This window comes from Streptomyces sp. NPDC036815 (assembly GCF_055609205.1).
On record NZ_JBVJPW010000006.1, the window covers coordinates 295,059 to 321,541 of the forward strand.

Genomic DNA, 26,483 nt, shown 5'->3' on the forward strand with positions numbered 1-26,483 from the left:
ACCTGACACCGGTTCCGGTTCCTGAAGCTGACCTCGGCGCTGGTCCTGGTCCTGCCCGTACGGCATCGGCGCCCTCGGGGGCACGTCCCCCGTCCCTGGTGCGCCTCACTTCGACATCACGACTTCCTGGCCCAGCTTCTCCAGCAGCCGCAGCAGTTCGACGGGGTGCGCGGCCGCCTCGGCCAGGTCGAAGACGGTGACGTCGGCGACGGAGGGCAGCCCGCGCAGCAGGTGGCTGGCGTTGGCCGCCATCGGCATCGGGGTGACGACGACGATGGGCTTGCCGAGCGCGGACGCCCAGCCGAGCTCGACGTGGGTGCCGTCGGTGCGCATCAGCTCACCGGCCGCGTCCACGGGAAGCACCGGTACGAACACGTCACAGCGGCGCATCCAGTCGAAGTCCCGCACGCTGACCTCGTCGGGCGAGTACAGCGGTGTGTCCACGCCGAACTTCTCGACGACATGGGCGGAGAACACCGTGCCGCGCACGGCCGAGACGGCGCCGATGACGTCCCGGATCGCGTGCCGCAGCGGTTGATGGAATCCGTCGTCCCGGATCGCGTGCTGGATGGGGCCGCCGACGAAGACGCTGACGCCCGTCAGGTCGATGCCCTCCGTCCCGTCGACGCCGGCCACCGTGCTGTCAGTCATGACATCTCCCGATCTGCTTGGCGAAGCGCGATGTGATGCACCTTGAGCTGCGTGTACTCCCGCAGGCCCCAGGCGCCGTACTCGACACCGATCCCCGAGTGCCGGTGGCCGCCGAACGGCACGTCGTGCCGCAGGGCGCCATGGGTGTTGATCCACACGGTTCCGCACGCGGGCCGTCCGGCCAGGCTCCGCGCCCGGTCCTCGTCGCCCCACAGGGAGCAACCGAGGCCGTACGACGAGGCGTTGGTCCGTGCGATGACCTGTTCCGGGTCGTCGTCGTACGGGATGACGGGGATCACCGGACCGAACTGCTCCTCCTCTTCGAGGCGGCTGCCGGGCGCGAGGCCGGTGACGACGGTCGGCGGATAGAAGTGGCCCGCCCGGTCGAGGACCCGGCCACCGGCCAGGACGCGGGCCCCACCTGCCACGGCCTCGCCCACCATGCCCGCGACCCGCTCCAGCTGGGCTCGGCTGACGAGCGGCCCGTACTCGGTGGCCGGGTCGAGCCCGTCCCCCACGACGGCCGACCGCGCCATCCCGGCCAGGGCATCGGCGAGTTGACTCTGCTGGGCCCGGGGGACGTAGACGCGCTTGACCGCCGCGCAGAACTGCCCGCTGTTGGTCATGGCCGCGGCGAACAGGTCCCGTGCCACGGACGCCACGTCCGTGCCGGGCAGTACGACGGCGGGGTCGTTCCCGCCGAGTTCCAGCACGATCCGCTTGAGGTCGGCCGCGGCCTGCCGGGCGATGGCCCGGCCCGCGTCGACCGAGCCAGTGAACGACACCAGTCGGACGGCGGGGTGGGCGGTGAGCCGGGCACCCAGCTCGGCGCCGCCGTCCACCACCGCGAAGGTGCCGTCCGGCAGGGCCTCGGCCAGGGCCCGGCCCATCAGCAGACTCGACAACGGTGTGTCCGGGGAGGGCTTGTGGACCACGGTGTTGCCCGCCAGGAGGGCGGGGGCGATCTTGCAGACCGCCAGCAGGACCGGGTAGTTGGAGGGCGCGATCGCGGCGACCACCCCGTACGGCACCCGTTCCAGACCGACGCGGGCGGCGGGCTCGTCGACCAGGCGCTCCGGCGCGATCTCCAGCCGTGCGGTGTGGGCGAACCAGTCTGCGGCCAGGCGGACTTCGGCCCTGGCGTGCCGCAGGGGCTTGCCCTGCTCGCGGGTGAGCAGTTCGGCCATCGGTTCCGCTGTGGCCAGCAGGGCCCGGTGGCAGGCGAGCAGCCGCTCGCGGCGGGCCTCCAGGGGTGCCGCCGCCCAGCCGGGGAAGGCTCGGGCCGCGCCGTCGAGGACCCGGTCGAGCTGTTCGGGCGTGCATCCGGGGGCCTGGGCGAATACCTCGCCGAGCGCGGGGTTCTCGACCGGCCTCGGTCCGTACCGGGCGGCTCCGGGGCCGCCGGGGGCCGTGGTCGTCGGCCCGACGACGGGGGCGCTCACCGGGCCGACTCGGCGGTGCTGGGGGCAAGTTGATCAACAAATGCGGACATGTCTTCCCGTCACGAGGGGGTCGCGTAGGGGTGGTTGCCGACTGCTGAAAGGAGCGAGGTGAGAGGGGCAGGCACGGGTGAGAGGGGCGGACAGGGGTGGGGCGCCGGGAGCGCTCTCAGATGTCCGGCGTCCGGCTGCCGGCCGCTGCGCCTACCGTGGGCCGCGAGGCCCGGAAACCAGTCTCACCGCGGCCACGGTGATCGAACACCCCCACTTTGGGCTAGAGTCGATCGGCTACACCAAACGCCCGGCCGGATGCGCATGGCGGGTGCGGCGACCCCAAGGGAACATCGAACGTACGGCCTCTTCGGCCGGTCTCCTGCGCGGGCCCCGCTCGGCCCCGCCGACGCGCGAACAGGGAGCGCACACCCCTCGCGCACGGGGAGGCGCACCCCTCACGAAGAGGGGCGCGCCTCCCTGGCGTCCGACGTGGCCTCTCCGGAGGTACTAGACCACCGTGGCCTGCGACCCGACGGCCCCGGCCGCACCGACGCCCTCGGCGTACTCCACGAGCGAGCGCTCCACGTCGTACAGGAACCCATGGACCTCGGACGGCGTGAGCGCCCGGTGTTCGGCGTTGAGCACCAGGCGGATCCAGCCCGGATCCTCGTCGTCGATCACGAGGAAGAAGGCCTCGCCCTCCTCGAACTCGCTTGCCGAGACGACTGTTTCACCCATCGCGGCCCGCAGGAGCGAGGCGTCGGGCTCCTCGGCCCGCCCCTCGGTCGCGTCCGGCGGGGCATGCGCCTCCCGGACGTCGTTGAAGCAGTACGAGAGGTCGACGGGCGCACCGGGGCCGTGGGCGGAGGCGATCAGGTCCGCCACCTCGTCGGGGTCGTGGAGAGCGTTCGCGTACGCGGTGGTGCACGCGGCGAAGGTACGGCGGGCGACGTCTTCGATCCGGTCGCCTTCGAGGCGGATCGTTACGATCACCTCCGTGTGCAGATTGGCGACGGTGCCGCGCAGGTCCGGGTCCGACCGGTTGGCGCTGAGCAGGCGCAGGGCGCACGTGGGCAGCCCGGCGCGGCGGCCGAGGAGCGTTGCCACGACGGTGAGCAGGACCGCGGAGGTACTCACCCGCCAGCGCCGCGCGAGGACCGGCACCGCGAGACCCACCGCCCGGGAGTCCATGGCGGCGCTGTAGCGGCCAGGTGCCGCCTGGCCGACGACCTCATCGGATCCATTGATTCCATCGGATCCATTGACTCCGTCAGCCCCGTCAACTCCGCCGTCTCCGTCGTCTCGCCCGCGTGGCGGGAACAAAGTGGCGGGCGCGCTGGCGAGTTGCCGCTCCCAGTAGGCGCGCGCTCGCGCGAGGAGGGCCCGGCCGCGCGGCGAATGCTCCAACTGGGCCTGCTCGACAGGCTGTCGTGACGGTACGGCGGGCGGCAGCGGACGGTCGGCCACACGAGCGTCGAGCAGTCGGGGCACCTCGTCGGCCAGCAGGCGCAGGGAGGTCAGGTCCGCCACGAGGTGGGACACGCAGAACGCGGCCAGCACGGGTGCGCCGTCGACGACGGTGACCAGGAAACGGACCAGCGGGGCCCGCGCGGACTCGAAGGGAGTGTGCCGCATCCGGCTCCGCCAGGCCTGCAGCACGCCGTCCGGGTCCTCGTCACGGTGGAGGCTCCATACCTCGGCCTCGAACTCGCCCGATTCCACCACTTGTTGGAGCAGGACGCCGTCCGCACCCCGGCGGAAGCCGGTGCGCAGCGACTCGTGGCGCCTGAACAATTCGGCGAAGACGTCGAAAAGGTCGCGCGCGGTGCCGTGGCCGGGCAGAGCCGTCCAGTAACACACGTCGTAAAAGGCGGCGTCCGGTAACTGACCTTGCATCAGGTTCCAGACGTGACGCTGTGCGCAGGTGGCCGGCGCCGTGACGGCCCGCCGTCCTGCGAAGGGGATGCGGTGCCGGACGAATTCCGCCACGGCTCGCTCCTTTCCAGCACTGTGAGGCATGGGCAGAGGAGGTGGGGCTGCGCGGTGCGCTGTCCGGCCGGACCGAATTCACCGTAGTGGCGGCTCGTGGAACCGTCACCCGCGCTTTGGGGGCTGCCCGTTCGGTCACCCCGAACGGGCGCCCACCGGACGCTTCCCACAGAGCTCGGGCACGACGACCATCGGCCCGGGGCCACCGGACGGGCGGTGGCGTCGCGGCCCGCACGACCCGCACGAGAGAGGGGCCGGTCGGGCCGGGATGACTCAGCCGGGCATGAGTCAGTCGTGCATGAGTCAGTCGGGGATGAGGCCGTTCTGCATGGCGGTGACCACCGCGGCCGTCCGGTTGGGCGCGCCGAGTTTGAGCAGGAGGCTGGCGACGATGCGCTTGACTCCATGGCTGGAGATGCCGAGGCGCCGGGCTATCTGTTTGTTGCTCAACCCCTGGGCGAGCAGCGGCAGTACGTCGTTCTCGCGGCCCGTGAGCGAGACGTCGCGTGGCCGGCGCTGCTGTTCCGGTTCACGGACCCGGTGCAGCAGCGCGCGCGTGACGGAGGTGGGCATGGGCACTTCCCCCGCCACCATTCGCTGCAGCGCGTCCTCGACCGCGGTGGCCGTCAACTCGCTCTCGACCAGAAATCCATCGGGAACCGAGGGGCCCGCGAGAATTTCCTCCGACACGGCGGTGCCACTGAGAAGCAGCAGCACCTTCGGGCGCCGGTGCGGAACGTCGGCGAGTACGCCTCGAGTCGGGCTGTAGTCCTTCTCGTGCAGGAACAGGACATCCACCTTGTCGGCGCCTAAGGAATCCTCCACCTCACTCCAGTCGCCGCAGTATCTGGCCTCCCTCACCAGGGGTGTGGTCGACAGGACGGCCCGCAGCCCGAGCTGCAGAAAGCCGTTGCGTACCAGGGTGGTCACCACGAGCTGCTCTCCTTGGAACGGGGGGTGGCACAGCGTCTGGTTCACTCGTACTCCTCTTCACTGTCGCCACGCGCCTGGGCGTGTTGGGCGCGGAGAGATGACGCCGCCCCGCGCCGTCTGCGAACAGGCTGTGGCCAACTGCCACGACATGCATGCAATAGCGGCTCACTGGAACGCCCGTTAAAGCACTGGACGCTCGTCACAGTACCCAGACGATTCCGGCGAGATCAACCATTCAACTGGGCAACGCCCGTTCGGGCAGGCACCCCAAAGTCCGGAGTTTAATTTTCAACAAACGGCAATTTGTGCGACCCGGGGCAGGCTTTCGTTTTCGCGTGAAAACAAGTAGCTTCCATGCCACGGCACGCCATCGGCTTGTTTGCGTGCCAGGAATCCACGATGCCGCAGACCCCGCCTCCGACCCCCTCAAGACCATGCTGATCAGGGACGACCCTCGGTCGCCTCCGCTCGCCCGCGGCCTCCTCGGTCGCACCGCCCAGCTGCGCGCCCGGTGATCCGCGGTGACCGCACCCCGGCCGGCGCGTGATTCCTTTGCCCGGCCCGCGCCCGCGGCCTGCCCGCGAACGCACCTGCGGCAACCGCCTCCAGCGGTACTCCGCCACCTGCCCGGCTGAATTCGCGCCGGACAGGAAAGCCCTGTGCGCCGCACACCCAGAAATTCGATGAATTGTGGCCGAAAACCATGCGTCGATTGTCTTTTCCGGGCCTCTCCGGGTCGGCGGACGCTACGGCCCCCGACACGGAGAAGGAGAGCCGATGACCGCCGAGACCATCCCGGAGAGGGAGGATCCGGCCGGCCCGACGGCCCCGCCCCGGCCCGAGCCCGGCGCTGCCGCACCGGACAGCGTGCCCCGCTGGCTGCTCGCGCAGATGCGGCCCTTCAGGCCGTACATCGCGCTGTTCCTCGTGGGCAGCCTCGCCTGGCAGTCGCTGAACGCGGCGATCCCCCTGGTGACCGGGCTGGCCTTCGACGCGGTCCTCGACCAGGAGGGCGGGTCGCCGGACTTCGGTGCCTTCCACGCCACCGTGGCCGGACTCCTCGCGCTCGTGGTCGTCCGGGCGCTCGGCGGCATCATGTCCACCTACTGCCTGGAGTCCTTCGCCAGCGGGCTCGAACGCAACGCGCGCTCCCAGGTCTTCGCGAGCCTGCTCCGCAAGGGCCAGGGCTACTTCAACCGGCGGCGGGTCGGCGACCTCTCCGCCCGGGCCACCGGCGACGCGGAGTCGCTGAACCTGATGGTGTCGCCCGGCTTCGACCTGGCCGTCGACCTCGCGCTGAACATCCTGATGCCGATCGTCTTCATCGCCCTGGTGGATCCCCGGTTACTGCTCTCCCCCGTCGCCTTCGTCGTCCTGTTCGCGGTGGCTCTCGCCGAACACGGACGGCGTCTTGAACCCGTGTCCGACGTCGCACGCGAGCGCTTCGGCGACATGACGGCGCAGGCGTCGGAGAGCATCGCCGGAATCGAGGTGGTGGGTTCGACGGGCGGAGCCGACCAGGAACGCGCCCGGTTCGCCGCGCTGGCCAGGGAGTACCGGGACGCCTCCGTACGCCAGATCCGCACCCAGGCGCTCGCCCTCGCCCCGCTGCTGCTGACCCTCGCCACCGTGGGCGCCCTGGTGCACGCCGTGGTCCTGCTGCGCGCGGATTCCCTGAGCATCGGTGAACTCGTCGCCGTCCTGGGGCTGATGGGAACCCTGCGAGCCCCCACCCAGCTGGCGTCCTTCAGCCTCGGCCTCATCTACCTCGGCATGTCGGGGGCCCAGCGCATCAAGGAGGTCCTCGACGACCCCGAGGGCGCGGACGAGCGGGGCGGCCCGCACACCGCGCCCATCAGCGGCGAAGTCGCCATGGAGGGCGTCACGTTCGGCTACGACCCCGACAGGCCGGTGCTTCACGACGTCTCCTTCCGTGTCGCCGCCGGCACCACCGTGGCCGTCGTCGGCGCCACGGGCAGCGGAAAGTCCACCCTGCTGCACCTCCTCAACCGCACCTACGCGCCGGACCGGGGACGCGTCCTGATCGACGGCGTCGCCACCACCGACTGGGACACCGGGTCGCTGCGCTCGCGCATCGCGGTCGTCGAGCAGGACGTGGTGCTCTTCTCGCGCACCATCGCGGAGAACCTCGGCCTCGGGTCGGACCACGGCACCGACCGCGCCCAGGTGGAGGCCGCGGCCCGGATCGCCCAGGCGCACGACTTCATCACGGCCACCGGGAACGGCTACGACACCGTGATCGGCGAACGCGGCGTCACCCTCTCCGGCGGGCAGCGCCAACGCCTCGCCATCGCCCGCGCGTTGGTCGCCGACCCGCGCATCCTCGCGGTGGACGACGCCACCAGCGCCGTCGACAGCGCCACCGAGTACGAGGTGCAGCGGGCGATGCGACAGGCCTCGTACGGGCGCACCACGTTCCTGGTCACCCCCAGGCTGTCCCGCATCCGAGCGGCCGACCACATCATCGTCCTGGACGCCGGCCGGATCGCCGACCAGGGCAGCCACGAACAGCTCCTGCGGGGCTGTCCCCTCTACCGACGGATCTTCGCGCCCTACCTGAGCGAGCCGGCACCCGCAGGACCGGATGCCGCGGGCGCCGAGGAGGAGAGCCACTGATGGCCCAGCTGCTGGAGGGCATCGAGCCGGACGAGTACGACCGCCGGTACGGCGACCGCGAACTGGCCCGCCGCATCGTCCCATTCTTCCGTGGCAGGGGCACGGCGGTGGCCTTCGTGGTCGTCGCCGTGATCGTCGCCGCGACGGCGGGCAGCGCCGTACCCCTGTTGCTGGCCAGGACCGTGGACTCGGCCCTGGAGGACGACGGCGACGGTCGGCTGGCGCTCCTCGTCACGGCCATCCTCGTCGCGGGCGTCGCCGCCTGGCTGCTCACCCTTCTCCAGGAGCGGGTGAGCGGAACGCTGGCCGGTGACGTGGTGCTCGCGCTGCGGGAGCGGGCGTTCGCCGCGGTCATGCGCCAGGACATGGCGTTCCACGACGCCCACGCCACCGGTGTGGTGGTCAGCCGCGTCACCAACGACACCCAGGCGTTCGCGACCTTGATCAGCCTGCTGCTCAGCCTGCTCGGCCAAGTACTCATGATCGGGCTGCTGTTGACCGCCCTCTTCGTGATCAATGTGCCGCTGGCCCTGGTGACGGCTCTCGTCGCCGCGGTCATCGTCGCCGTCAGCCTCGCCTTCCGGCGCGCCGCGCGCAGCGCCTCGCTACGGCAGCAGCAGGCGCTGGCCGAGGTCAACGGATACGTCCAGGAGACGCTGCGGGGCATCGCCGTAGCCCGCAACCACAGCCACCAGGAGTCCGCCCAGGCCGGGCTCCACGAGGTCAACGACCAGTGGTTCAGGGCCAGTGTGCGGTTGAACCGCCTGTTCAGCGGCATCTTCCCGCTGCTGATCTCCCTGACGGGCCTCGGCACGGTCGCCGTGGTCCTGGTGGGCGGCCACGGCGTCGACGCGGGCTCCGTTTCGGCGGGCGAGTGGGTGCTCTTCCTGGAGGCCCTGGCCCTGTTCTGGTCGCCCCTCACCAGCATCGCCTCCTTCTGGAGCCAGCTCCAGCAGGGACTGGCCGCGGGAGAGCGGGTCTTCGCGCTCGTCGACCGCGAGTCGGCCGTGCGCCAGCGCGACCGGGTCCCGGTGCCGCGCCTGCGCGGCGAGATCACGCTGCGCGACGTCCACTTCAGCTACGACGCCGGGCATCCCGTGCTCAGCGGAGTGAGCCTCACCGTTCCCGCGGGCCACACCGTGGCGCTCGTGGGCCACACCGGGGCGGGCAAGTCCAGCGTGGTACGGCTGATCATGCGCGCGTACGAGTTCCAGCGGGGCAGCATCGAGGTCGACGGCCTCGACGTACGCACTCTGGACCTCGATCAGTACCGGCGCAGCCTCGGCGTGGTGACGCAGACCCCGTTCCTCTTCTCGGGGACGGTGGCGGACAACATCGCTCGCGGCCGGCCCGGCGCCGGGCGGGAGGAGATCGAGGCCGCGGCGCGCGCGGTGGCGGGCGGCGACTGGCTCCTCCAGCTCCCGCAGGGCCTTGACACCCCCACCGACGACGGCGGGCGCAATCTCTCCACGGGGCAACGGCAGATCGTCGCCCTCGCCCGCGTCTTCCTCCAGAACGCCCCCGTACTGATTCTCGACGAAGCGACCGCCAGCATCGACCCCCTGACGGAGGCTCAGATCCAGGAGGGCCTGGAGGCACTCTCCGCGGACCGCACGACCATCGTCGTCGCCCACCGTCTGCCCACCGTCCGCAAGGCGGACACGATCGTCGTCGTCGACGACGGCCGGATCGTCGAGCAGGGCGACCACACGACCCTGCTGGCGCGGGGCGGTGCCTACCGCCACCTCTACGACCGCTACTTCCGCCATCAGCAGCCCTACGACGACCCCGCCGACGCCCCGGACGCCCGGTCCGCGGCGCCCATGCCGGACGGAGAGGAGAGCATGACCGATGGCCACCGCGTCTGACACCACGGCGAACCTGGCCCCCACCACGCTCGGGGAGCTGCTCGACAGCGCCGCCCGAACCCGCCCCCATGCTGTCGCCGTCCGCTGCGAGGACGACGCTCTCACCTACGGCGAGATGCACGAGAAGGTACGCGCCGCCACGCACCGCTTCCGTGCGCTCGGCCTCACCGGCCCCGGCACGACCGGACTGCTCATGGAGAACACCCCGGCCTTCGTCGTCGCCTTCCTCGCCGCCGCACGCCTCGGTATGCGCGTGACTCTTTTGGAACCGAACACGACGCGTCCTCAACTAGCGGCGTTGGCCGCTAAGTTGGGACCTCTGTGCGTCACGGGAGACGGGGCGAGGCTCTCCGCGCTGAACAAGGCCGAGGACCAAGGACCACTCGACGGCTGCACCCTCGTCCCCATGGAGAATCCCGGCATCCCGCCGGAGGAATCCGTTGCGCCGGAGGGTTCCGCCCCTCCGAAAAACTCCGACGACGGTCCTCCGACGACCGCCACCCCCGACACCCCCTTCCTCTACCAATTCACCTCCGGCTCGACGGGAGAGCCCAAGGCGGCCGTCCACACGCAGCAGAACCTCGCCAACGGCGGCGCGATCTACGCGCGCGCCTACCGCATCACCGAGGACGACCGCATCCTCGCCGCCGTCCCGCTGCTGCACTCCTTCGGCCTGGTCGCCGGGCTCGTCACCGCCCTGCGGGCCGGGGCGCAGCTGGTCCTCCTCGGCCGCTTCGCGCCCGCGCGGCTCCTGCGGTCCCTGGACCGGCACGACTGCACGGTGCTGGTCGCCGCCCCCATGGCCTACGACCTGACGACGCGGGCGGCGGGCGCCGGATCGTCACCGCCGCGCGCCCTGCGGCTGTGCCTCTCCTCCGGAGCCGCCCTGCCACCCGCCGTGGCGCGGCGCGCCAAGGAACGGCTCGGCCTCGACATCCAGCAGGTGTACGGCTGCACGGAGGCCGGAGTCATCGCCGCGCGCCGCCCCGAGGACGGCGCCGGCCCGGACCTCGGCGTGGGGCGGCCCCTGCCCGGCGTAGCAATCCGCGTCGTCGACGAGCGGGGGTACGAGGTGCCCCAGGGCGACGAGGGGACGCTGCTCGTACGGACGCCCGCGATGTTCACGCACTACCTCGGGCACCCGGAGGCCACCCGGCGGGCCCTCCGCGACGGCTGGTACGGCACCGGCGACGTGGCCCGCCTCGACGCCCAGGGGCGGCTGCACCTCGTCGGGCGCAAGGACTCCTTCATCAACGTGGGCGGCAAGAAGGTGAACCCCCTGGAGGTGGAGCAGGTCCTGCTGGCCCACCCGTCCGTCGTCGAGGCGGCGGTCTGGGCCGACGAGGCGACCGGCGGCACCGGCGAGCGCGTGCGGGCCACGGTCGTCGCCCGTCCCCCGCTGCCCGCGACGGAGCTGACGTCCCACTGCCGCGCCCGGCTCCTGCCCCACCAGGTTCCCACCGCAGTCGACTTCGTCGCCGCGCTGCCGAAGAGCTCGATGGGCAAGGTGAGCCGCGCGGCGCTGCCGGACACGGTGGCGTGACCACTTCAGGAGATCCGACCAGTGCGGACCTAACCGGCGGTCGCGGCCGCGTCGGCGACTCCGGGGACGGTCGGCTTCGTGGCGGCGGAGGGCGTGCGGTAGGCACGGAGCGGCGCGTTGGCCACGGACACGGCGGCGATCGCGACGACGGCGGAGACCCCGCCGAGGACGAGGGAGAAGGAGGCGGAGGTGGCCGTGGCCACCAGGCCACCCCGGAAATTGCCGAGCTCGGGACCCGCGACTCCTATGACGTGTTCCACCGAGGAGACCCTCCCCCGGTACGCGTCCGGGGTCTCCAGTTGGACGAGGGCGCTGCGGGTGACCACGGACACGGTGTCGGCCGCGCCCGCCACGGCCAGGCAGCCGAGCGCCAGCCACAACGGCCCCGCCAGACCGAAACAGGCCAGTGACACCCCCCAGGCACCGGCCGCGTACAGCTGCACCAGACCGCTGCGGCGCCACCGCGTCACCGTTCCGGAGAGCAGACCGGCCGTGATCCCTCCGATCGCGACGGCCGAGAGGAACAGGCCGAGCGTCTGGGGGTCGCCCCCGAAGCGGACCTCGTTGACCAGCGGGAAGAGCGCGACGGGCATGGCGAGCAGCGTGGCGGACAGGTCGGTGGCCATCGAGCCCCACAGCGTCGGCCGCCGCAGGACGACCCGCCAGCCGCCACGCTCGGGCCGACGCCTGCCGCCCGCCGCCGCTTCGGGCCGCATGGCGGGCAGGCGGATCACCGCGAGCGTCGAGACCGCCATGGCCACGGCCTGGGGCGCGTACGCGGCGGGGAATCCCCACTGGGCGATGATCAGCCCGGCCAGCGCGGGACCGGCCAGCATCGCCGCCTGGAAGGAGGCATTGGTCAGCGCGAGACCGGCCGCGACCTGGTCGCCCGGCAGGAGCCGGACCGGGAAGGTGCGCCGGGCGGGAGCGCCGAGGGCGCCGCAGCTCACCCCGGCGGCGACGAGGACGAGCAGCAGCGGCACGCTCCGGTTGCCCACCACGGCCTGGGCGCACAGCCCCGCCGCGGCGAGGAGGTGGCCCGCGGTGGTGGCCCGCACCACCGCACGGCGGTCCACGGCATCGGCCAACGCGCCGCCGAGCAGCCCGAACAGCACCATCGGCAGGCCGGTGGCGAGCCCGATGGCGCCGGTGCCGACCGGGCTGCCGGTCAGCTCCCAGACCTGGGCGAGCACCGCCACGTTGGCCACCTGCCCGCCGAGTTGGGCGACCGATGTGCCGATCCACAGATCGCGGAACGACCGGCTGCCGCGCAGCGGGCGGGTATCGAGGAACCGGGCGCGTCCCCGTCCCCGCCCCGTCATCGCGGCGGCTCGACGATGTTCCGCAGGATCCGCTGCCGCATCGACCGCCTTTCCAGCGCCCGCCGCACCTCCTCGACGACGGCGGTCATCGCGTACGGGATCTCGCCGTCCAGCTCGGCCACGGTCTGGTGGGTGGCGCGCCACTCCGCCTCCAAAAACGGCACGAGCGCCCGGCCGCGCTCCGTCAGGTCGATCCGCCGGGTACGGGCATCGGGCCCCGGTTCGGAGGTGACCAGGCCCTCTTTGCGCATGGCCGCGACGGTCTGGCTGATCGCGGAGTGCGAGCGGTCCAGGGACTGCGCGAGCTCGCGGATGGTCAGGGGCCCGGTGTGCGCGAGCCGGATCAGCGGATAGGCGAACCGAGGCCGCACCCCCTCGATGCCCCGCTCGACGTAGACCTGCTCGATCTCGGCGTCCATGGCCGCCAGGAGCTCGTGCAGGGAGTGCCAGGGGTCGGGAAGCGCGGTGGGATCTGTGGGATCGGCGAGCACGGTGGGGTCATTGGAGCCCGGATGTGATGTCACAGCGCTAATATAACAGCGCTGCGACAATTACTCGCACGCGTCGACTCCCGACTCCCGCGCCCTGCCGCCCTGCACCCCTCTCGACATACGCACATGACCGAAATTGCGCCCCTCAATACGCCATGTGACGCATTGACCCCACCTCTCGATCACGGTTGCATGCTTGTGGCCCTCCGGCGGGGAACCGGAGGCGAGACCGCGTTCTGCCCTGGGGGGAAATGATGGAAAACGTGAACCGGAGCACCACCAGACGTGTGCGGGCCGCCCTGAGTGCGGCGGTCGTGGTCTGCGCGGTCACGGCGGTGCTGCCGGCGACCGCCTCGGCCGAGACCACCGCCCCGAGCGCGGCGGGGAGCCTCACGGACGCCCGCGAGACCAGTGTCGAGCGGATCAGTGTCGCGCCCGACGGCGCCCAGGCCGACGGCAACTCCGCCGGCGCCTCGATCACACCCGACGGCCTCCACCTCGTCTTCTCGTCATCGGCGAAGAACCTCACGGCCGACGCCCCTGAAACAGGCGACAAGGTGTACGTGCGCGACCAGCAGACGAGCCAGACCAAGCGAATGGGACCCCTGACTCCACTCCAGGCCCCGGTGATCAGCGGCGACGGAAAGTACGTCGCCTACCGGGTGCAGTGGTTCAACGACTCGCGGATTCGCCAGTACCAGGTGAGCACGGGATACACGGTCTCCCTGAACTGCTCGGCCTACAGCTGCAACCAGCCGTCCCTCAACGCGGACGGCCGCTACATCGCCTACGCCATCCGCAACATGCGGCAGCCCGCGTCCGGCCAGCGCGTCGAATTCCAGGACTGGAACACGGGCGCCACGCAGACCGTCGCCACCCTCGGTCACCTTCAGTCGTCCCGGCCGTCCATCAGCGGCGACGGCAGCCGTGTCGCCTACCAGGACAGCCAGGCGGGCGACGTCTTCGTGTGGAACCGGAGCGGCGCGACCACCTCCGGCCCGGTCGAGGGCCCGTCCACGGCTGCGACACTCGTCCAGCTCAGTGACGACGGCAGCAAGGTCGTCTACCTCTCGGGCACCGACACCTACGTCCACGACGTCAGCTCGGGCACGTCCCAACTGGTCCCGAACGTACGGGGCGTTGCCATCGACCCCACCGGCCGCTACCTGCTCCACACCCCACACGACACGACCGGCCCGTCACTCACCCTGCGCGACCTGCAGACGGGCACCGACGAGACGGTCTCGACCCAGCCCGCCTCGGCCGGCACCGACGCGGTCAGCTCCGATGGACGCTCCGTCGTCTTCCACTCCGCCGCCGACGACATCGTCCCCGGCGACACCAACGGCAAGTCGGACGTCTTCGTGCGCCACTTCGACTGACCGTCCCGCCCCGGCGCGGCTGACGCCGGTCCCGCGCGACGGCAACTCACGTACGCGGCCCGCCCCGACGGCGCGGGGCGGGCCGCGCTTCGACACACGCGACGTGCCGCATGGCACGCTGGCCCCCGTGGGTCCGTGATCGTCGAGGAGGTTTGCCACGTGGCGCAGCAACAGCCGGCGGAGACTGCCGGTGCCCCGGACGTCCGCGCCGAGGAGAGCCGACTGCGCAAGGACCTCGGGTTCTGGGGTCTGACCGCGATCGGCTTCTCCAACATCCTCGGCTCGGGCTGGCTGTTCGCCGCCATGTACGCCGCCCAGACCGCGGGGCCCGCCGCGCTGCTGTCCTGGGTCGCGGCCGGCCTGCTCTGCGCCCTTGTGGCCCTGGTCATGGTCGAACTCGGCGCCACCAGGCCGGAAGGCGGCGGCACCGTCCGCTGGCCCCTGTACGCGAACGGCCGGCTCGTCGGCACGGTCGTCGGCTGGTCCGTTATGCTCTCCGTGGGCGGCACCGCGGCCGAGATCAGCGCGATCATGCAGTACGCCGCCCACTACGTGCCCGGGCTCTACCACGGCGACAGCCTCACCGCCTCGGGGCTGGGCGTCGCCGCCGCACTGAGCGTGCTGCTCACCGCGCTGAACTGGTTCGCGGTGCGGATGTTCGCCCGCGTCAACAACCTGGTGTCGGTGTTCAAGGTCGTCGTCCCGGTGCTCACGGTGGTGGCCCTGTTCCTCTCCGGCACCCACTCGGGCCGCCTCACGGACCACGGAGGGTTCGCCCCGTACGGGTACGCGGCCTGCCTCACCGCACTCGCCGGCGGCGGCATCGTCTACTCCGTGAACGGGTTCCAGGCCCCGCTGGACTTCTCCGGAGAAGCCCGCAATCCGCGCCGTACCGTACCCGCCGCCGTCCTCGCCGGAATCGGCCTCGCGGTGCTCGTCTACCTCGGGCTCCAACTCGCCTTCCTCTACACGGTGCCCGACTCCCTGCTCGCGCACGGCTGGCAGGGGGTCAACTTCGAGTCCCCGTTCGGCCAGCTCGCTCTCGTCCTCAACCTGCACTGGCTCGCCACGCTGCTCTACGCCGACGCGGTGGTCTCCCCGGGCGGCTCCGCCTACGTGGGCGTCGCGATCGACGCCCGCCACACCTACGCCCTCTCGAAGAACGGCCTGCTGCCCCGCTTCTTCATGCGCATCGACCCCCGCTCCGGCATCGCACGCCGCGCTCTGGTCCTCAACCTCGCGGTCATCATCGTGTTCATGCTCCCGTTCGGCGGCTGGCAGGACATCGTGAGCGTGATGGGAGACATGTACCTGATCATCTACGCCGCCTCGGCGGTGGCCGTGGCATCCTTCCGGGCGCACGACCGCGAACGTGGCGTGCCGTTGGCGGACGGCCACATGCCGGGGGTGCGCTGGATCGCACCGCTGAGCTTCGCCGTGGCGACCGAGTTCATCTACTGGTCGGGCTGGGACGACCTGCGGCTCGCCCTCCCCCTGGTCCTCGCCGGTGTCCCGCTCTTCCTGCTGCAACGCCGCAGGACGGCAGGCGGCCCCCCGTCCGAGGAACTGCGCCGGGGCGCCTGGATCGTGTTCCATCTGGCGGCTCTTGCCGTGCTGTCGTGGCTCGGCACGTTCGGCGGTTCCGGACGTCTGCCCGCGCCGTACGACTCGATCGTGGTGGGCGCCGTCGCCTTCGCGGTCTTCGGCTGGGCGGTACGCTCGGGCACCGCCCACCTCCGCACGAACCCGGCCCACTGAGCGAGGAGCGAAGCCGGATGCATGCGTGGGTGCGCTCGACGGTTGAGTGGTGGCGGTCCCGCCGCCTCCCGAGCTACACGCTCGGACGCTTTCCGTAGTACGGGCTGACGGTCCTGGCCAGCTTCCTCTGGATCACCCGCAGCAAGGTAATCGTCGCCTCGTCATCACGCCCGGTGGTCGTCGGCCATTCGACGCCCGTCCCCGCGAGGTCACTCACGAAGACGATCTCTGTGGCCAGGAGTGTCCGGGCCCAGTCCGCCGGTGTGAGCGGGGCGTCCTCGCCGAGTGCGTTCCGCAGTCCGAGGGCCTGGTCGAGCAGATCCTGCGCGTCGGTGAACCCCATGCCGACGGCGAGCTGATCGCTGCAGTGTGCTGGCCCGCCCCATTCCAACAGTGCGCGACGCAGCAGATCGACCTCATGCTTCTCCAGCAGTTCGCTCGCCTTCGGAGTCTCTTGCGACATCGAGGCAGTCCTTTCGTATGCTCCTGTGACGTGCTCGGCAGTGATCCCTCACGGACGGCGCCCGCGTCGCACCTGGTCAGCGGACTGTTCAAGCCCGGCTCACGATCACGCTATAAGGCTGCGGGCCAGGGAGAGGAACTGCGTGACTGTCGCCTCAAGGACGGCGTACAGGACAAGCCGTAGCTGCTCGCAATATCTGGTTGGCCGCGTCGAGTCGCGGACGTGGCAGCAAGGAAGTGAGCGATGAGCAAGCAGCACCAGCGAAATGCCGAAGAGCCGACGTGGAGTTCCCTCGGCGCCAAGGGAAAGATCCTGGCCGCAGCCGGAATCACCAGCCTCGGGCTCGGTGTCGCAGCTGTCGTCATGCTCGTCCTCCTGCTCGTGGTCCTGATCATCACGGCCGCGTTCAGCGACATGATCGAGTTCGACAGCCTGAGCGCACTGTTCTGGGCGGCCTTGCTCTGCCTCCCTTGCGGGCTGCTCGCCGGCCTGTTCACCACCCCGGTGCGTCTTCTGCTGCGGCTCAACCAGCCCTCGCAACGGACCGGGCAGGTGGTGGAGGCGATCACCTCGTGCCTGACGACCTTCCTCGCCGCCCTCTTCGTCCTCGAATTCACTCCCGGGCTGCACGCCACTGATCCGTGGCTCCCCGCGGGAGCCGCGACCTTGCTCGGCGTCGTAGCGAATCCGGTTACCGGACTTGTGGAGTCCCGTAAGAGCTAGGCGACTTGGGTGCCCTCGTCGGCTCAGCCGACCGCGCCTGTCACCGCAGGTCAGATGGGGGAGCAGTCGGGCTTGTCGGTCCACCCCGCCTCGCACGCGTAGAGGGTGAAGGAGGCGTTGTAGCCGCGGGCCGCGCCGAGCTTGTTGTATTCGTTCACGGTGATGCGCCGCGCCACGTAGTGGTCGGTCGCTGTGCCGTCGGCGGTGTCGGAGTACGGCGGGTGGGTGCTGGTCGGCACCGGCGTCGGCGTACTCGTGTCACTCGGGGCCGGTGTGGGCGAGGTGCGGTCGTCGATGTCCCAGAAGCGAACGAGGTGGTACGCGGAGCAGATGTTCACGTCCAGGATGTAGGCACCGGTGGTGCCGCACCGAGCCGTACCGGTCCCCGGGTCGACGGGCTGCCCGTGCCCCATGCCGGTGATGTCGTAGGTCTCCACGGTGCCGCCGTAGACCCGGTGGGGGTAGCTGCCGACCGTGTCGGTGGTGTCCGGTGTCTGATCGGTGCCGTTCGCGTTGGTGAACTGCTCCATGATTTCGGTGGCGTTCATCGGCTTCACGGTCGTGTCCGAGGTGCCCTGCCAGATCGAGACCTTCGGACGCGGCCCGGAGTACGACGGGAAGGCGGCCCTGACCTTGTCCCCCCACTCCTTGGGGGACTTGCTGACGCCAGGACTCATGCAACTGTAGGCCGAGGCAACCGAGTTGGCGCAGTCGTAGGGCAGCCCGGCGATCACTCCCCCGCCGGAGAACACGTCGGGGTAGGCCGCCAGCATGACGGAGGCCATCGCCCCGCCCCCGGAGAGGCCGCTCACATAGGCGCTCGTCGAGCCGATGTCCTGCTTCGTGCGGTCGACCATCTGTTTGATCGACAGTGCTTCTCCGGAGCCGCGCCGGACGTCACCGGGTTCGAACCAGTTGAAGCAGGAGTTCGCGTTGTTCGACGCTTGCTGCTGTGGCAGGACCACGGAGAACCGGTACGTGTCGGCCAGCTCCAGCCAGCCGGTGTAGGCCCCGTAGGTCGAGGCGTTCTGCGTGCAGCCGTGCAGGGCGACCACGACGGGACGCCCTTCGGGCAGCCCCGGGGGCACGTAACGGAACATGCGCAGGTTGCCCGGGTTGGATCCGAAGCCCGTCACTTCCTGCGGGGTGGCCGCCGCGCGGGCCGGGCTCGGGAGCCACACGACGGACAGTACGGCGAGCAGCAGGACGGCCAGTGCGGCGGCAAGCGTTTCGGCTGGTGGGCGGCCTGCCGCGGGCAGGGGACGGGGGCGTTGTGGCATGGGGGGAGACCTCTCCACGTTCGGCTCTGTGATGACGGCCCTCACGGGTTGTGTGGAGGCTAGGGGCCTGCCCGCCGTCTGCGCCTTGGCTGGGGCCACCACAATGTCGATCACGCCGGTGGTGCCCGGCCCCATGGGTGGACTTCGCCCCGGGACGACGTCTCACTGGCCCTGCCTTGTGGCGCCGGCGTACTCAGGGCGCGGTGTCGGTGGGCGGCGCCGGGCTTGCGGGCCGGGCCTCGTGGCCGCCCAGGCGGTGCAGTCTCAGGGCCAGTTGGAGTTCCAGGGCTCTGGTGGGGGTGTTCCAGTCGGGCCCGAGGAGTTGGGCGACCCGGTCCAGTCGCTGCACGACGGTGTTGACGTGCACGTGCAGGGCGTCCTTCGCCTTGGACAGGATCGCGCCATGTGTGTAGTAGGCGTCGAGCGTCCTGGCCAGCTCGGTACCCCGCTGTCGGTCGTACGCGAGGACGGGGCCGAGGTAGCGCTGGACGAAGCCGTCGAGGTCCGATCGATCGCCGAGCAGGACGCCCAGGAAACCCAGCCCCGCGATGTCGCTGCCGTCTCCGGTGCGGCCCAGGGCGTGCAGAGCGGTCAGACAGCGGGCGGCTTCCGCGTACGTGCCCGGCAGCTGTTCGGGACCGGTGGCAGGCCCCGCGGAACCCACGGTGACGGGGGCACCGGCCGCCTTCCCCAGGTCTCCGGCCAGTTCGGCGGCGAGTGTCCCGGCGTCGGATGACGGTACGAGCAGGACGATGTGGCCGTGGTGGATTCCCGCGAGCCCACCCAGCGAGCGGGCACCGCGTACGGCTTCCGCGAACAGGTGCGAGCGCGGTTCGTTGTCGGTGTCCAGAGTGAGGACGGCGTGGGGCTGGGAGAGGTTGACGCCGAGTCTGCGGGCGCGCAGGGTCAGGCTTCCGCTGTCGTGGCGTCCGCCGGGCCGGTGGCGGGTGAGCAGGTCGTCGAGGAGCTCTCCGCGGACACGGTCCTCGGCCTCCGCGACGGTGCGTCGCAGCAGCAGGAGGAGGGCGGCGACCAGGGCGGCGCGTTCGAACAGCCGCCGGTCGGGGTCGGCCAGGTCCGCGCGTCCGGTCAGGACGACGCTGCCGAGGAGTTCCGATCCGGCCAGGACGGCGCATACCCAGGTGCCGTCCACCGGGACGGCGCGGCCGCCGGTGCGGGAGGCCGTGATGCCCTGGGACGAAGGGGTGAGGGGTTCGGTGCCGGCGCGGGCCATCTCGGTGCCGTCGGGGTCGTGGAGGGCGAGGCCGCCTCCGAGCAGCGCGGCGATCTCGCGGACCAGGTCGTCGACGGTCGCGCCGCGCAGGACCAGGTCGGTGAGCCGGTCGTGGGCGTCGGCGGCACGGCGCAACGCGGTGCTGTGGGCTCGGGCTGTCTCGTTCGCCGTGTTCAGGTCGACCAGGGCGGAGCGGGTTTCCTCCAGCATGCGTGCGCTGTCGATGGCGACGGCGGCGTGGTCGGCGAGCGAGGCGAGCAGCGCGATGGCCTCCGGCGGGAAGTCACGGGGGATGCGGTCGGCGGCGAAGAGCACGCCGATGACGCGCTTTCCGACGCGCAACGGCACCCCGAGGATGCCGCGCAGCCCTTCTTCCAGGACCGCTTCGTCGATGACCCGGGTGTGCTTGAAGCGGGGGTCGGTCCGGTAGTCGGCGCTGGTGTAGGGGCGGGCGGTCTGGGCGACCAGTCCGCCGAGCCCCTCGCCCATGCCCAGGCGCAGTTGCTGGAAGCGGGCCGATACCGAGCCGTCGGTGACACGCATGTAGGTGTCTTTGGCGACGGGGTCGTTGAGGGAGAGGTACGCGGCGTCGGTGCCGAGGAGGGTTCTGGCCCGGTGGACGATGGCGCGCAGGACCGCGTCCAGGTCGCGCAGGGCCGCGAGGTCGCCGGCGGTGTCGAAGAGTGCGGACAGCTCGGCCTCGCGTCTGCGGTGCTGGTCGAGGGCACGGCGGATGTCCAGCGCGATCTTGGTGGCGTCGTCCAGGAGGGAGCGCTCCTCGGGCGGGAGCTGCGGGATGGCGTCGCCCGAGGGACGGGTGAACCGGTCGGCGGGAGCTCCGGAGGCCAGCAGGGTCAGCAGTTGTCTGAGGGCCGCCATCGCACTGTGAGCCGCTGCGCGGTACGTGCGGTCGTGCACGGTGGTCATGAGGGCACTCCTCCTGTCCGGGCGGCGCCGGATACGTGTCAGACCCTGTCCGCGCCTGCGGGTTCGGGCGCCGGCCGTGGTGTCGCGTCCGTGGCGTCGGATGTCGTGACGACGGTGAGGTCCCGGCCGCGTGTTTCCCTGGCGAGGGCGACGGTGATGGTGGTGACGACCGCGGCCAGGCAGAGGTAGAGGGCGACGGGCGTGGCGGAGTCGTACTCCTTGAGGAGTTCGACCGCGATGATCGGGGCCAGTGCGCCGGCCACGATGGAGGCGAGCTGGGAGCCCATGGAGGCGCCGGAGTAGCGGACCTTGGTGTCGAACATCTCGGAGATGAAGGCGGCTTGGGGGCCGTACATGGCGCCGTGCAGCAGCAGGCCGACGGTCACCGCGAAAGTGATCACGGTGAACGACTTGGAGTCGAGCAGCGCGAAGAAGGCGAAGGCCCACAGGGCCATGCCGACCGAGCCGATGAGGGTGACCGGCCTGCGGCCGATCCGGTCGGAGAGCGCGCCCCACAGGGGGATGGTGACGAAGTGGACGGCCGAGCCGATCAGGACGGCGTTGAGCGCGGTGCCCTTGGGCAGGTCCAGGTGGTTGGTGACGTAGACGAGCAGGAAGGCGGTGAGGACGTAGTACGAGATGTTCTCGCCGAACCGGGTCCCGATCGCGGTCAGGACCTCGCGCCGGCTGCGGCGGAACACCTCCACCACCGGGGGCTTCTCCTTGATGCCGCGGGCGGCGTCGGCCTGGGCCTTCGCCTGGGCGGCGAGGAAGACGGGGGACTCCGAGACGGATGTGCGGATCCACAGGCCGATCAGGACCAGGACACCGGAGAGCAGGAAGGGAAGGCGCCAGCCCCACGCGTTGAAGGCCTCCTCCGACTGGACGGCGGCGAGCAGGGCGAGGACGCCGGTTGCCAGGAGGTTGCCGCCCGGGGCCCCGGCCTGCGGCCACGAGGCCCAGAAACCGCGGCTCTTGTCGCCGCCGTGCTCGGAGACGAGGAGGACCGCGCCGCCCCACTCACCGCCCAGGGCGAAGCCCTGGATCAGGCGCAGCACGGTGAGCAGGATCGGGGCGCCGACGCCGATGGTGTCGTACGTGGGCAGCAGGCCCATGGCGAAGGTGGCTCCGCCCATCATGAGCAGGCTGATCACGAGCAGCTTCTTGCGGCCGATCTTGTCGCCGAAGTGCCCGAAGACCACGCCGCCGAGCGGCCTGGCGGCGAACCCGATCGCGTACGTGATGAAGGCGATCATGGTGCCGACGAGCGGGTCGGCGGTGGGGAAGAAGAGGGTGTTGAACACCAGCGCGGCGGCGGAGCCGTAGAGGAAGAAGTCGTACCACTCGATGGTGGTGCCGATCAGGCTCGCGCTGACGATCCGGGCGATGCCGGGAGAGCGGCCTGGCGCGGTGGGGCCGGTGGCCGGGGCGTCGGACATGTGTCACCTCGTGTACGGGAAAGGGGCGGGAGGAGGGGCGGGGACGGGGAAGCGGAGAGCGAGCGGAATCAGCTCGCTCCCCAGCCGCCGTCGAGGGGCAGCGAGGCTCCGGTGATGTAGCTCGTGTGCGGCCCGCACAGCCACAGGGCGGCGGCGGCCACCTCTTCGGCCTCCAGGAGCCGTTTGACCGGGGCGCGGGAGAGCAGGACATCGGAGAGGACGTCGCCGGCGCTGATGCCGTGGGCCGCCGCCTGGTCCTGGATCTGGCCCTCGACCAACGGGGTGCGGACATAGCCGGGGTTCACACAGTTGCTGGTCACCCCGTGCGGGGCGCCCTCGACCGCGGTGACCTTGCTCAGGCCCTCCAGGGCGTGCTTGGCCGTGACGTAGGCGCTTTTGAACGCGCTGGCGCGCAGTCCGTGGACACTGGAAATGTTGATCACGCGGCCCCATCCGGCGGCGTACATGTGCGGCAGCCCGCGACGGATCAGCAAGAACGGGGCGGTGACCATCACCTGCTGGATGAGCGCGAAGCGCTCCGGCGGGAACTCGTGGAGCGGGGCGACGTGCTGCAGCCCGGCGTTGTTGATGAGGACGTCGATGCGCGCGGGAAGCGTGTCGATCACGTGCGGGTCGGCCAGATCAGCGGTGTGGGCCACTCCCCCGATGGCCTCGGCGACCGTCTTGGCCTTCTCGGCGTCGACGTCGACCACATGGACCTCCGCGCCGGCGACGGCGAGGGCGGCGGCGCAGGCCATGCCGATACCGCTGCCGCCGCCGGTCACCAGTGCGGCACGGCCGGACAGGTCCACGCCGACCGCGGCCGACCTGGTCGAGGCGGTCGGCCCCGACGGGTGCGAGGATGCAAATTCCCTGGTCATGGCGGGAAACAGTAGAGACACCTCGGCGGCTCTCCTATGGCAACGAACACCACAATGACCCACCCAGGGGTGGCGGATTCTTCTATGCCCCACCTGAAGCGAGGGCTTTCCCTACCGGTCGGTGCGGCCGAGGGGACAGCTGGTCAGCAGTGCGGCCGGGTCGGCCGCGGACGGGCGGGGTACCGTGCGTCCGGCCGGCGGCAGGTGGGAGTGGTCCAGCCACCCCTCAAGGGCGGTGAACGCCGAGCGGTGACAGGGGACGAGCGGCCGCAACCGACCGGGGAAGGTGTCCACCAGGGAGTCGGTATGGGTGCCGTCCTCGATGCGGTAGTAGCGGTGCAGCCCGCCGCGGCCGGCCCGGCGCACCATGCGGGCGTAGACGTCGGAGTCCTGGCTGATGGGAAGCAGTACGTCCAGGGTGCCGTGGACGGTGATCAGGGGTTTGCCGATGCGGCCGGTCAGGGCGATCCGCTGAACGGCGCGGCGCACTTCGGCCGGACGTGCGGCGTAGTCGTAGTCCGCGTCGCAGGCCGGGCTTCCGGGAGCACAGTACGGGGTGCCCGCTTCCGTCGGGCCGTCGAAGCCCGGGTCGATCTCCTCGCGGTGGATCCGCTGGGTGAGGTCCCAGTACACCTCGTGGTGGTACGGCCACAGGAACTCCGACCCGGCCGGGTACCCGGCGGCGTGCATCGCCCGCCGGGCCGCCTCGGCACCCGGGCCGCCGGCCTCGTACGCGGGGTAGTGGCGCAGTGCGGGCGGCAGGAACGTGAACAGGTTCGGACCGTCGGCGCGCCAGAGCGTGCCCTCCCAGTCCACCCCGCCGTCGTACAGCTCGGGATGGTTCTCCAGCTGCCAGCGCACCAGGTAGCCCGCGTTGGACATGCCGGTGGCCAGGGTCCGGTCCGGCGGGCGGTGGTAGCGCTGGGCGACCACGGAGCGGGCCGCGCGGGTGAGCTGGGTCAGGCGCGTGTTCCACTCGGCGATGGCCTCGCCCGGTCGGTCGCCGTCGCGGTGGAAGGCGGTGCCGGTATTGCCCTTGTCAGTGGCGGCGTAGGCGTAGCCGCGGGACAGGACCCAGTCGGCGATGGCCCGGTCGTTGGCGTACTGCTCACGGTTGCCGGGGGTGCCCGCCACGACCAGAGCACCGTTCCAGTGGTCGGGAAGGCGGATGACGAACTGCGCGTCGTGGTGCCAGCCGTGGTTGGTGTTGGTGGTGGAGGTGTCGGGGAAGTAGCCGTCGAGCTGGATGCCCGGCACGCCGCTCGGGGTCGCGAGGCCCTTCGGCGTCAGTCCCGACCAGTCGGCCGGGTCGGTGTGCCCCGATCCCACCGTTCCCGCGGTGGTCAACTCCCCCAGGCAGTCCGTCTGCTGACGGGTGGCACCGGGGACGGTGAGCCGCGCCATGCCGACGCAGTGCTGGTCCCGTGCCGGGCCTGCGCCGGTGGCCGTCGCCGTCGACGTCGGCGTGAAGGACAGCGAGGCCAGGAACACGGCAGCGAGCGCGGCGCGCGGACGTGGTCGCGCGCTCGTGGTGCGGGGCGGGGCCATGGAGTACCTCCGATTGCGTACGAGCGACGGACGGAGGCTAGGCGGCCGGGTCATGGGACGGGTATGGCAAGGGCCGCCACGATGACGGCCCGCGGGAAGGTGCTCACCGCCATGCCGCGACGGGGGCCGCCACCCGCCGGGGCCGCTCGCTGGACCGGCGCCCGCACCTCGACCCGGCATGGTCTTCTCACACATGCACACGCACTGTTCATGTGCTCCACGTACAGGCAGCACCGGCGACCGTGCGGCCGTCACGCTTGAGCGGCTCCCGGGGTGGCTGCGTACGACCGCCATATGAGGGCCTCTCGATGGGTGAGCCAGAACCATGGTGGGAGGCGGTTCGCGGCTCCTAGGCTCAGCGCCGAATCGGTCGAGCAGCAGCAATGACGGAGAGAGGTCGCATGGGGCTGGACAAGACGGTCGCGGACGTCGCCCGAGCGGTGAGGGGCATCCCTGATGGGGCATCACTCGCCGTCGGGGGATTCGGTCTGTGCGGCATACCGAGCGCGTTGATCGACGCGGTGCTGCGCGAGGGCGCCTCCGGACTGCGGATCGTCTCCAACAACTGCGGCGTGGACGACTGGGGTCTCGGTCTGCTCCTGCGGGCGGGCCGCATCGACCGGATGACCAGCTCGTACGTGGGAGAGAACAAGGAATTCGCCCGGCAGTACCTCAACGGGGAGCTGGAGGTGGAGCTGCTGCCCCAGGGGACCCTCGCCGAGCGGTTGCGGGCCGGTGGCGCGGGCATCCCCGCCTTCTACACCCCGGCCGGCGCCGGTACCCAGATCGCCCAGGGCGGGCTGCCCTGGCGCCACGGGCCGGACGGCGCCGTCACCGTGGCGTCCCCTCCGAAGGAGAGCCGTGTCTTCGGCGGCGTCGAGTACCTGTTGGAAGAGAGCATCACCACCGACTACGCACTGGTGCGCGCCACCCTCGGTGACCGCCACGGCAACCTGGTCTTCCGCTCCTCCGCCCGCAACTTCAACCCGCTGGTGGCGATGGCCGGCAAGGTCACGATCGCCGAGGTCGAGCACTTGGTCGAGCCCGGCGAACTGGACCCGGACGAGGTCCACCTGCCCGGCGTGTTCGTCCAGCGGGTGGTGCGCGTCCACCCCGATGATCCCGCAGGCCATCGGCGCATCGAACGCCGTACCGTCCGTACCGCCCGTACCCAGCAGGAAGCCGGTGCCTGACATGGCGCTCACCCGTGAGCAGATGGCCGCCCGCGCCGCCCGTGAACTGACCGATGGCTCGTACGTCAATCTCGGCATCGGCCTGCCCACCCTCATTCCCAGCCACCTGCCACCCGGGGTGGAAGTGGTCCTCCAGTCGGAGAACGGCATCCTCGGCGTCGGGCCGTACCCGACCGAGGACGAGATCGACGGCGACCTGATCAACGCGGGCAAGGAAACAGTGACCACGCTGCCGGGCGCCTCGTTCTTCGACTCCGCGCTGTCCTTCGGCATGATCCGCGGCGGTCACATCGACGCCGCCGTCCTCGGCGCCATGCAGGTCTCCGCCACCGGCGACCTCGCCAACTGGATGATCCCGGGCAAGATGGTCAAGGGCATGGGCGGCGCGATGGACCTGGTGCACGGAGCACGGCGGGTCGTGGTCCTCATGGAGCACACGGCCAAGGACGGCAGCCCCAAGCTGGTCGAGGAGTGCACCCTGCCGCTCACCGGCCGCGGTGTGGTCCAGCGCGTCATCACCGACATCGCCGTCCTCGACGTCACGCCCCAGGGCTTCGAGCTGGCGGAGCTCGCCCCCGGTGTGACGGTCCAGGACGTAGCGGCAGCGACGGCGGCCGAGCTGATCGTGCCCGCTCGGCTCATGGCGCCGACCGCCGCCTGACACCGGGCACCGGGCACCGGCAGGAGGCGGACCGCTCGCGGGCGCGGACCGTGCCGAGGACGCCCCGGCCGGCCCCGAAGACGGCCGAAGGGCCGTATCAGATCTCTCTGATACGGGCCCTTCGATC

General features: G+C 71.1%; 21 protein-coding genes. 9 read left to right on the top strand and 12 right to left on the bottom strand.

Going from position 1 to position 26,483, the window contains the following annotated elements; all coding sequences use genetic code 11:
* Positions 1-105: 105 nt before the first annotated feature.
* The 4 genes from ACZ69I_RS16025 to ACZ69I_RS16040 all read right to left on the bottom strand — a co-directional run bounded on the left by ACZ69I_RS16025 (position 106) and on the right by ACZ69I_RS16040 (position 5,051).
* On the bottom strand, positions 106-651 hold the full coding sequence (locus ACZ69I_RS16025; RefSeq protein WP_470832716.1) for a nucleoside 2-deoxyribosyltransferase: 546 nt from the start codon (positions 649-651) through the stop codon (positions 106-108).
* On the bottom strand, positions 648-2,093 hold the full coding sequence (locus tag ACZ69I_RS16030) for an aldehyde dehydrogenase family protein (protein ID WP_470832718.1): 1,446 nt from the start codon (positions 2,091-2,093) through the stop codon (positions 648-650). Before ACZ69I_RS16030 ends, ACZ69I_RS16025 begins: the two co-directional genes overlap by 4 nt.
* A 498-nt stretch (positions 2,094-2,591) precedes the next feature.
* Entirely contained in the window at positions 2,592-4,073 is a 1,482-nt protein-coding gene (locus ACZ69I_RS16035; protein WP_470832719.1) for a condensation domain-containing protein, read from the bottom strand.
* Between the two features lie 303 nt (positions 4,074-4,376).
* A complete protein-coding gene (locus ACZ69I_RS16040; protein ID WP_470832720.1) occupies positions 4,377-5,051 on the bottom strand; it encodes a response regulator transcription factor in 675 nt (224 codons plus the stop codon).
* A gap of 338 nt (positions 5,052-5,389) precedes the next feature.
* Here ACZ69I_RS16040 and ACZ69I_RS16045 point away from each other — a divergent pair, with 338 nt between their 5' ends.
* The 4 genes from ACZ69I_RS16045 (at position 5,390) to ACZ69I_RS16060 (ending at position 11,054) form a co-directional block, all read left to right on the top strand.
* Positions 5,390-5,521: a hypothetical protein gene (locus ACZ69I_RS16045; RefSeq protein WP_470832721.1), complete on the top strand. Its 132-nt coding sequence runs from the start codon at positions 5,390-5,392 to the stop codon at positions 5,519-5,521.
* Between the two features lie 262 nt (positions 5,522-5,783).
* Positions 5,784-7,643, top strand: a complete 1,860-nt coding sequence (locus ACZ69I_RS16050) for an ABC transporter ATP-binding protein (RefSeq protein ID WP_467675008.1) — start codon at positions 5,784-5,786, stop codon at positions 7,641-7,643.
* Entirely contained in the window at positions 7,643-9,511 is a 1,869-nt protein-coding gene (locus ACZ69I_RS16055) for an ABC transporter ATP-binding protein (RefSeq protein WP_470832723.1), read from the top strand. Before ACZ69I_RS16050 ends, ACZ69I_RS16055 begins: the two co-directional genes overlap by 1 nt.
* Positions 9,495-11,054 (top strand): class I adenylate-forming enzyme family protein, encoded by a 1,560-nt coding sequence (locus ACZ69I_RS16060; RefSeq protein WP_470832724.1) that lies wholly within the window; start codon positions 9,495-9,497, stop codon positions 11,052-11,054. Before ACZ69I_RS16055 ends, ACZ69I_RS16060 begins: the two co-directional genes overlap by 17 nt.
* A 29-nt stretch (positions 11,055-11,083) precedes the next feature.
* Here ACZ69I_RS16060 and ACZ69I_RS16065 read toward each other — a convergent pair whose 3' ends face one another.
* Together ACZ69I_RS16065 and ACZ69I_RS16070 are read right to left on the bottom strand one after the other, a co-directional pair.
* Positions 11,084-12,376 carry an MFS transporter gene (locus tag ACZ69I_RS16065; RefSeq protein WP_470832726.1) on the bottom strand — a complete coding sequence of 431 codons (1,293 nt, stop codon included), beginning with the start codon at positions 12,374-12,376 and terminating at the stop codon, positions 11,084-11,086.
* A complete protein-coding gene (locus ACZ69I_RS16070; RefSeq protein ID WP_470832728.1) occupies positions 12,373-12,900 on the bottom strand; it encodes a MarR family winged helix-turn-helix transcriptional regulator in 528 nt (175 codons plus the stop codon). Before ACZ69I_RS16070 ends, ACZ69I_RS16065 begins: the two co-directional genes overlap by 4 nt.
* A gap of 221 nt (positions 12,901-13,121) precedes the next feature.
* Between ACZ69I_RS16070 and ACZ69I_RS16075 the strand changes: the two genes are divergently transcribed.
* Together ACZ69I_RS16075 and ACZ69I_RS16080 are read left to right on the top strand one after the other, a co-directional pair.
* A complete protein-coding gene (locus tag ACZ69I_RS16075) occupies positions 13,122-14,249 on the top strand; it encodes a WD40 repeat domain-containing protein (RefSeq protein WP_470832823.1) in 1,128 nt (375 codons plus the stop codon).
* Between the two features lie 159 nt (positions 14,250-14,408).
* Positions 14,409-16,007 carry an APC family permease gene (locus ACZ69I_RS16080; protein ID WP_467674997.1) on the top strand — a complete coding sequence of 533 codons (1,599 nt, stop codon included), beginning with the start codon at positions 14,409-14,411 and terminating at the stop codon, positions 16,005-16,007.
* Between the two features lie 73 nt (positions 16,008-16,080).
* On the opposite strand, the gene ACZ69I_RS16085 is transcribed toward ACZ69I_RS16080, so the two are convergent.
* A complete protein-coding gene (locus ACZ69I_RS16085) occupies positions 16,081-16,470 on the bottom strand; it encodes a hypothetical protein (protein ID WP_470832730.1) in 390 nt (129 codons plus the stop codon).
* Between the two features lie 243 nt (positions 16,471-16,713).
* Between ACZ69I_RS16085 and ACZ69I_RS16090 the strand changes: the two genes are divergently transcribed.
* Positions 16,714-17,193, top strand: a complete 480-nt coding sequence (locus ACZ69I_RS16090; RefSeq protein WP_470832732.1) for a hypothetical protein — start codon at positions 16,714-16,716, stop codon at positions 17,191-17,193.
* Positions 17,194-17,243: 50 nt separating this feature from the next.
* Here the strand turns inward: ACZ69I_RS16090 and ACZ69I_RS16095 are convergent, their stop codons facing one another.
* The 5 genes from ACZ69I_RS16095 to ACZ69I_RS16115 all read right to left on the bottom strand — a co-directional run bounded on the left by ACZ69I_RS16095 (position 17,244) and on the right by ACZ69I_RS16115 (position 24,502).
* A complete protein-coding gene (locus ACZ69I_RS16095; RefSeq protein ID WP_470832733.1) occupies positions 17,244-18,473 on the bottom strand; it encodes an extracellular catalytic domain type 1 short-chain-length polyhydroxyalkanoate depolymerase in 1,230 nt (409 codons plus the stop codon).
* Between the two features lie 193 nt (positions 18,474-18,666).
* Positions 18,667-20,634 carry a helix-turn-helix domain-containing protein gene (locus ACZ69I_RS16100; RefSeq protein WP_470832735.1) on the bottom strand — a complete coding sequence of 656 codons (1,968 nt, stop codon included), beginning with the start codon at positions 20,632-20,634 and terminating at the stop codon, positions 18,667-18,669.
* A gap of 38 nt (positions 20,635-20,672) precedes the next feature.
* A complete protein-coding gene (locus ACZ69I_RS16105) occupies positions 20,673-22,073 on the bottom strand; it encodes an MFS transporter (protein ID WP_470832737.1) in 1,401 nt (466 codons plus the stop codon).
* A gap of 68 nt (positions 22,074-22,141) precedes the next feature.
* A complete protein-coding gene (locus tag ACZ69I_RS16110; RefSeq protein WP_470832739.1) occupies positions 22,142-22,954 on the bottom strand; it encodes a 3-hydroxybutyrate dehydrogenase in 813 nt (270 codons plus the stop codon).
* A 111-nt stretch (positions 22,955-23,065) separates the two neighbouring features.
* Positions 23,066-24,502, bottom strand: coding sequence for a 3-hydroxybutyrate oligomer hydrolase family protein (locus tag ACZ69I_RS16115; RefSeq protein ID WP_470832740.1), 1,437 nt, complete (start codon positions 24,500-24,502; stop codon positions 23,066-23,068).
* A gap of 401 nt (positions 24,503-24,903) precedes the next feature.
* On the opposite strand from ACZ69I_RS16115, the gene ACZ69I_RS16120 reads away from it, so the two are divergent.
* Together ACZ69I_RS16120 and ACZ69I_RS16125 are read left to right on the top strand one after the other, a co-directional pair.
* Entirely contained in the window at positions 24,904-25,695 is a 792-nt protein-coding gene (locus ACZ69I_RS16120; protein ID WP_470832742.1) for a CoA transferase subunit A, read from the top strand.
* Between the two features lies 1 nt (position 25,696).
* The gene (locus ACZ69I_RS16125; RefSeq protein WP_470832743.1) at positions 25,697-26,356 is read left to right on the top strand and encodes a CoA transferase subunit B; all 660 of its coding nucleotides are present in this window, start codon (positions 25,697-25,699) and stop codon (positions 26,354-26,356) included.
* Positions 26,357-26,483 lie beyond the last annotated feature (127 nt).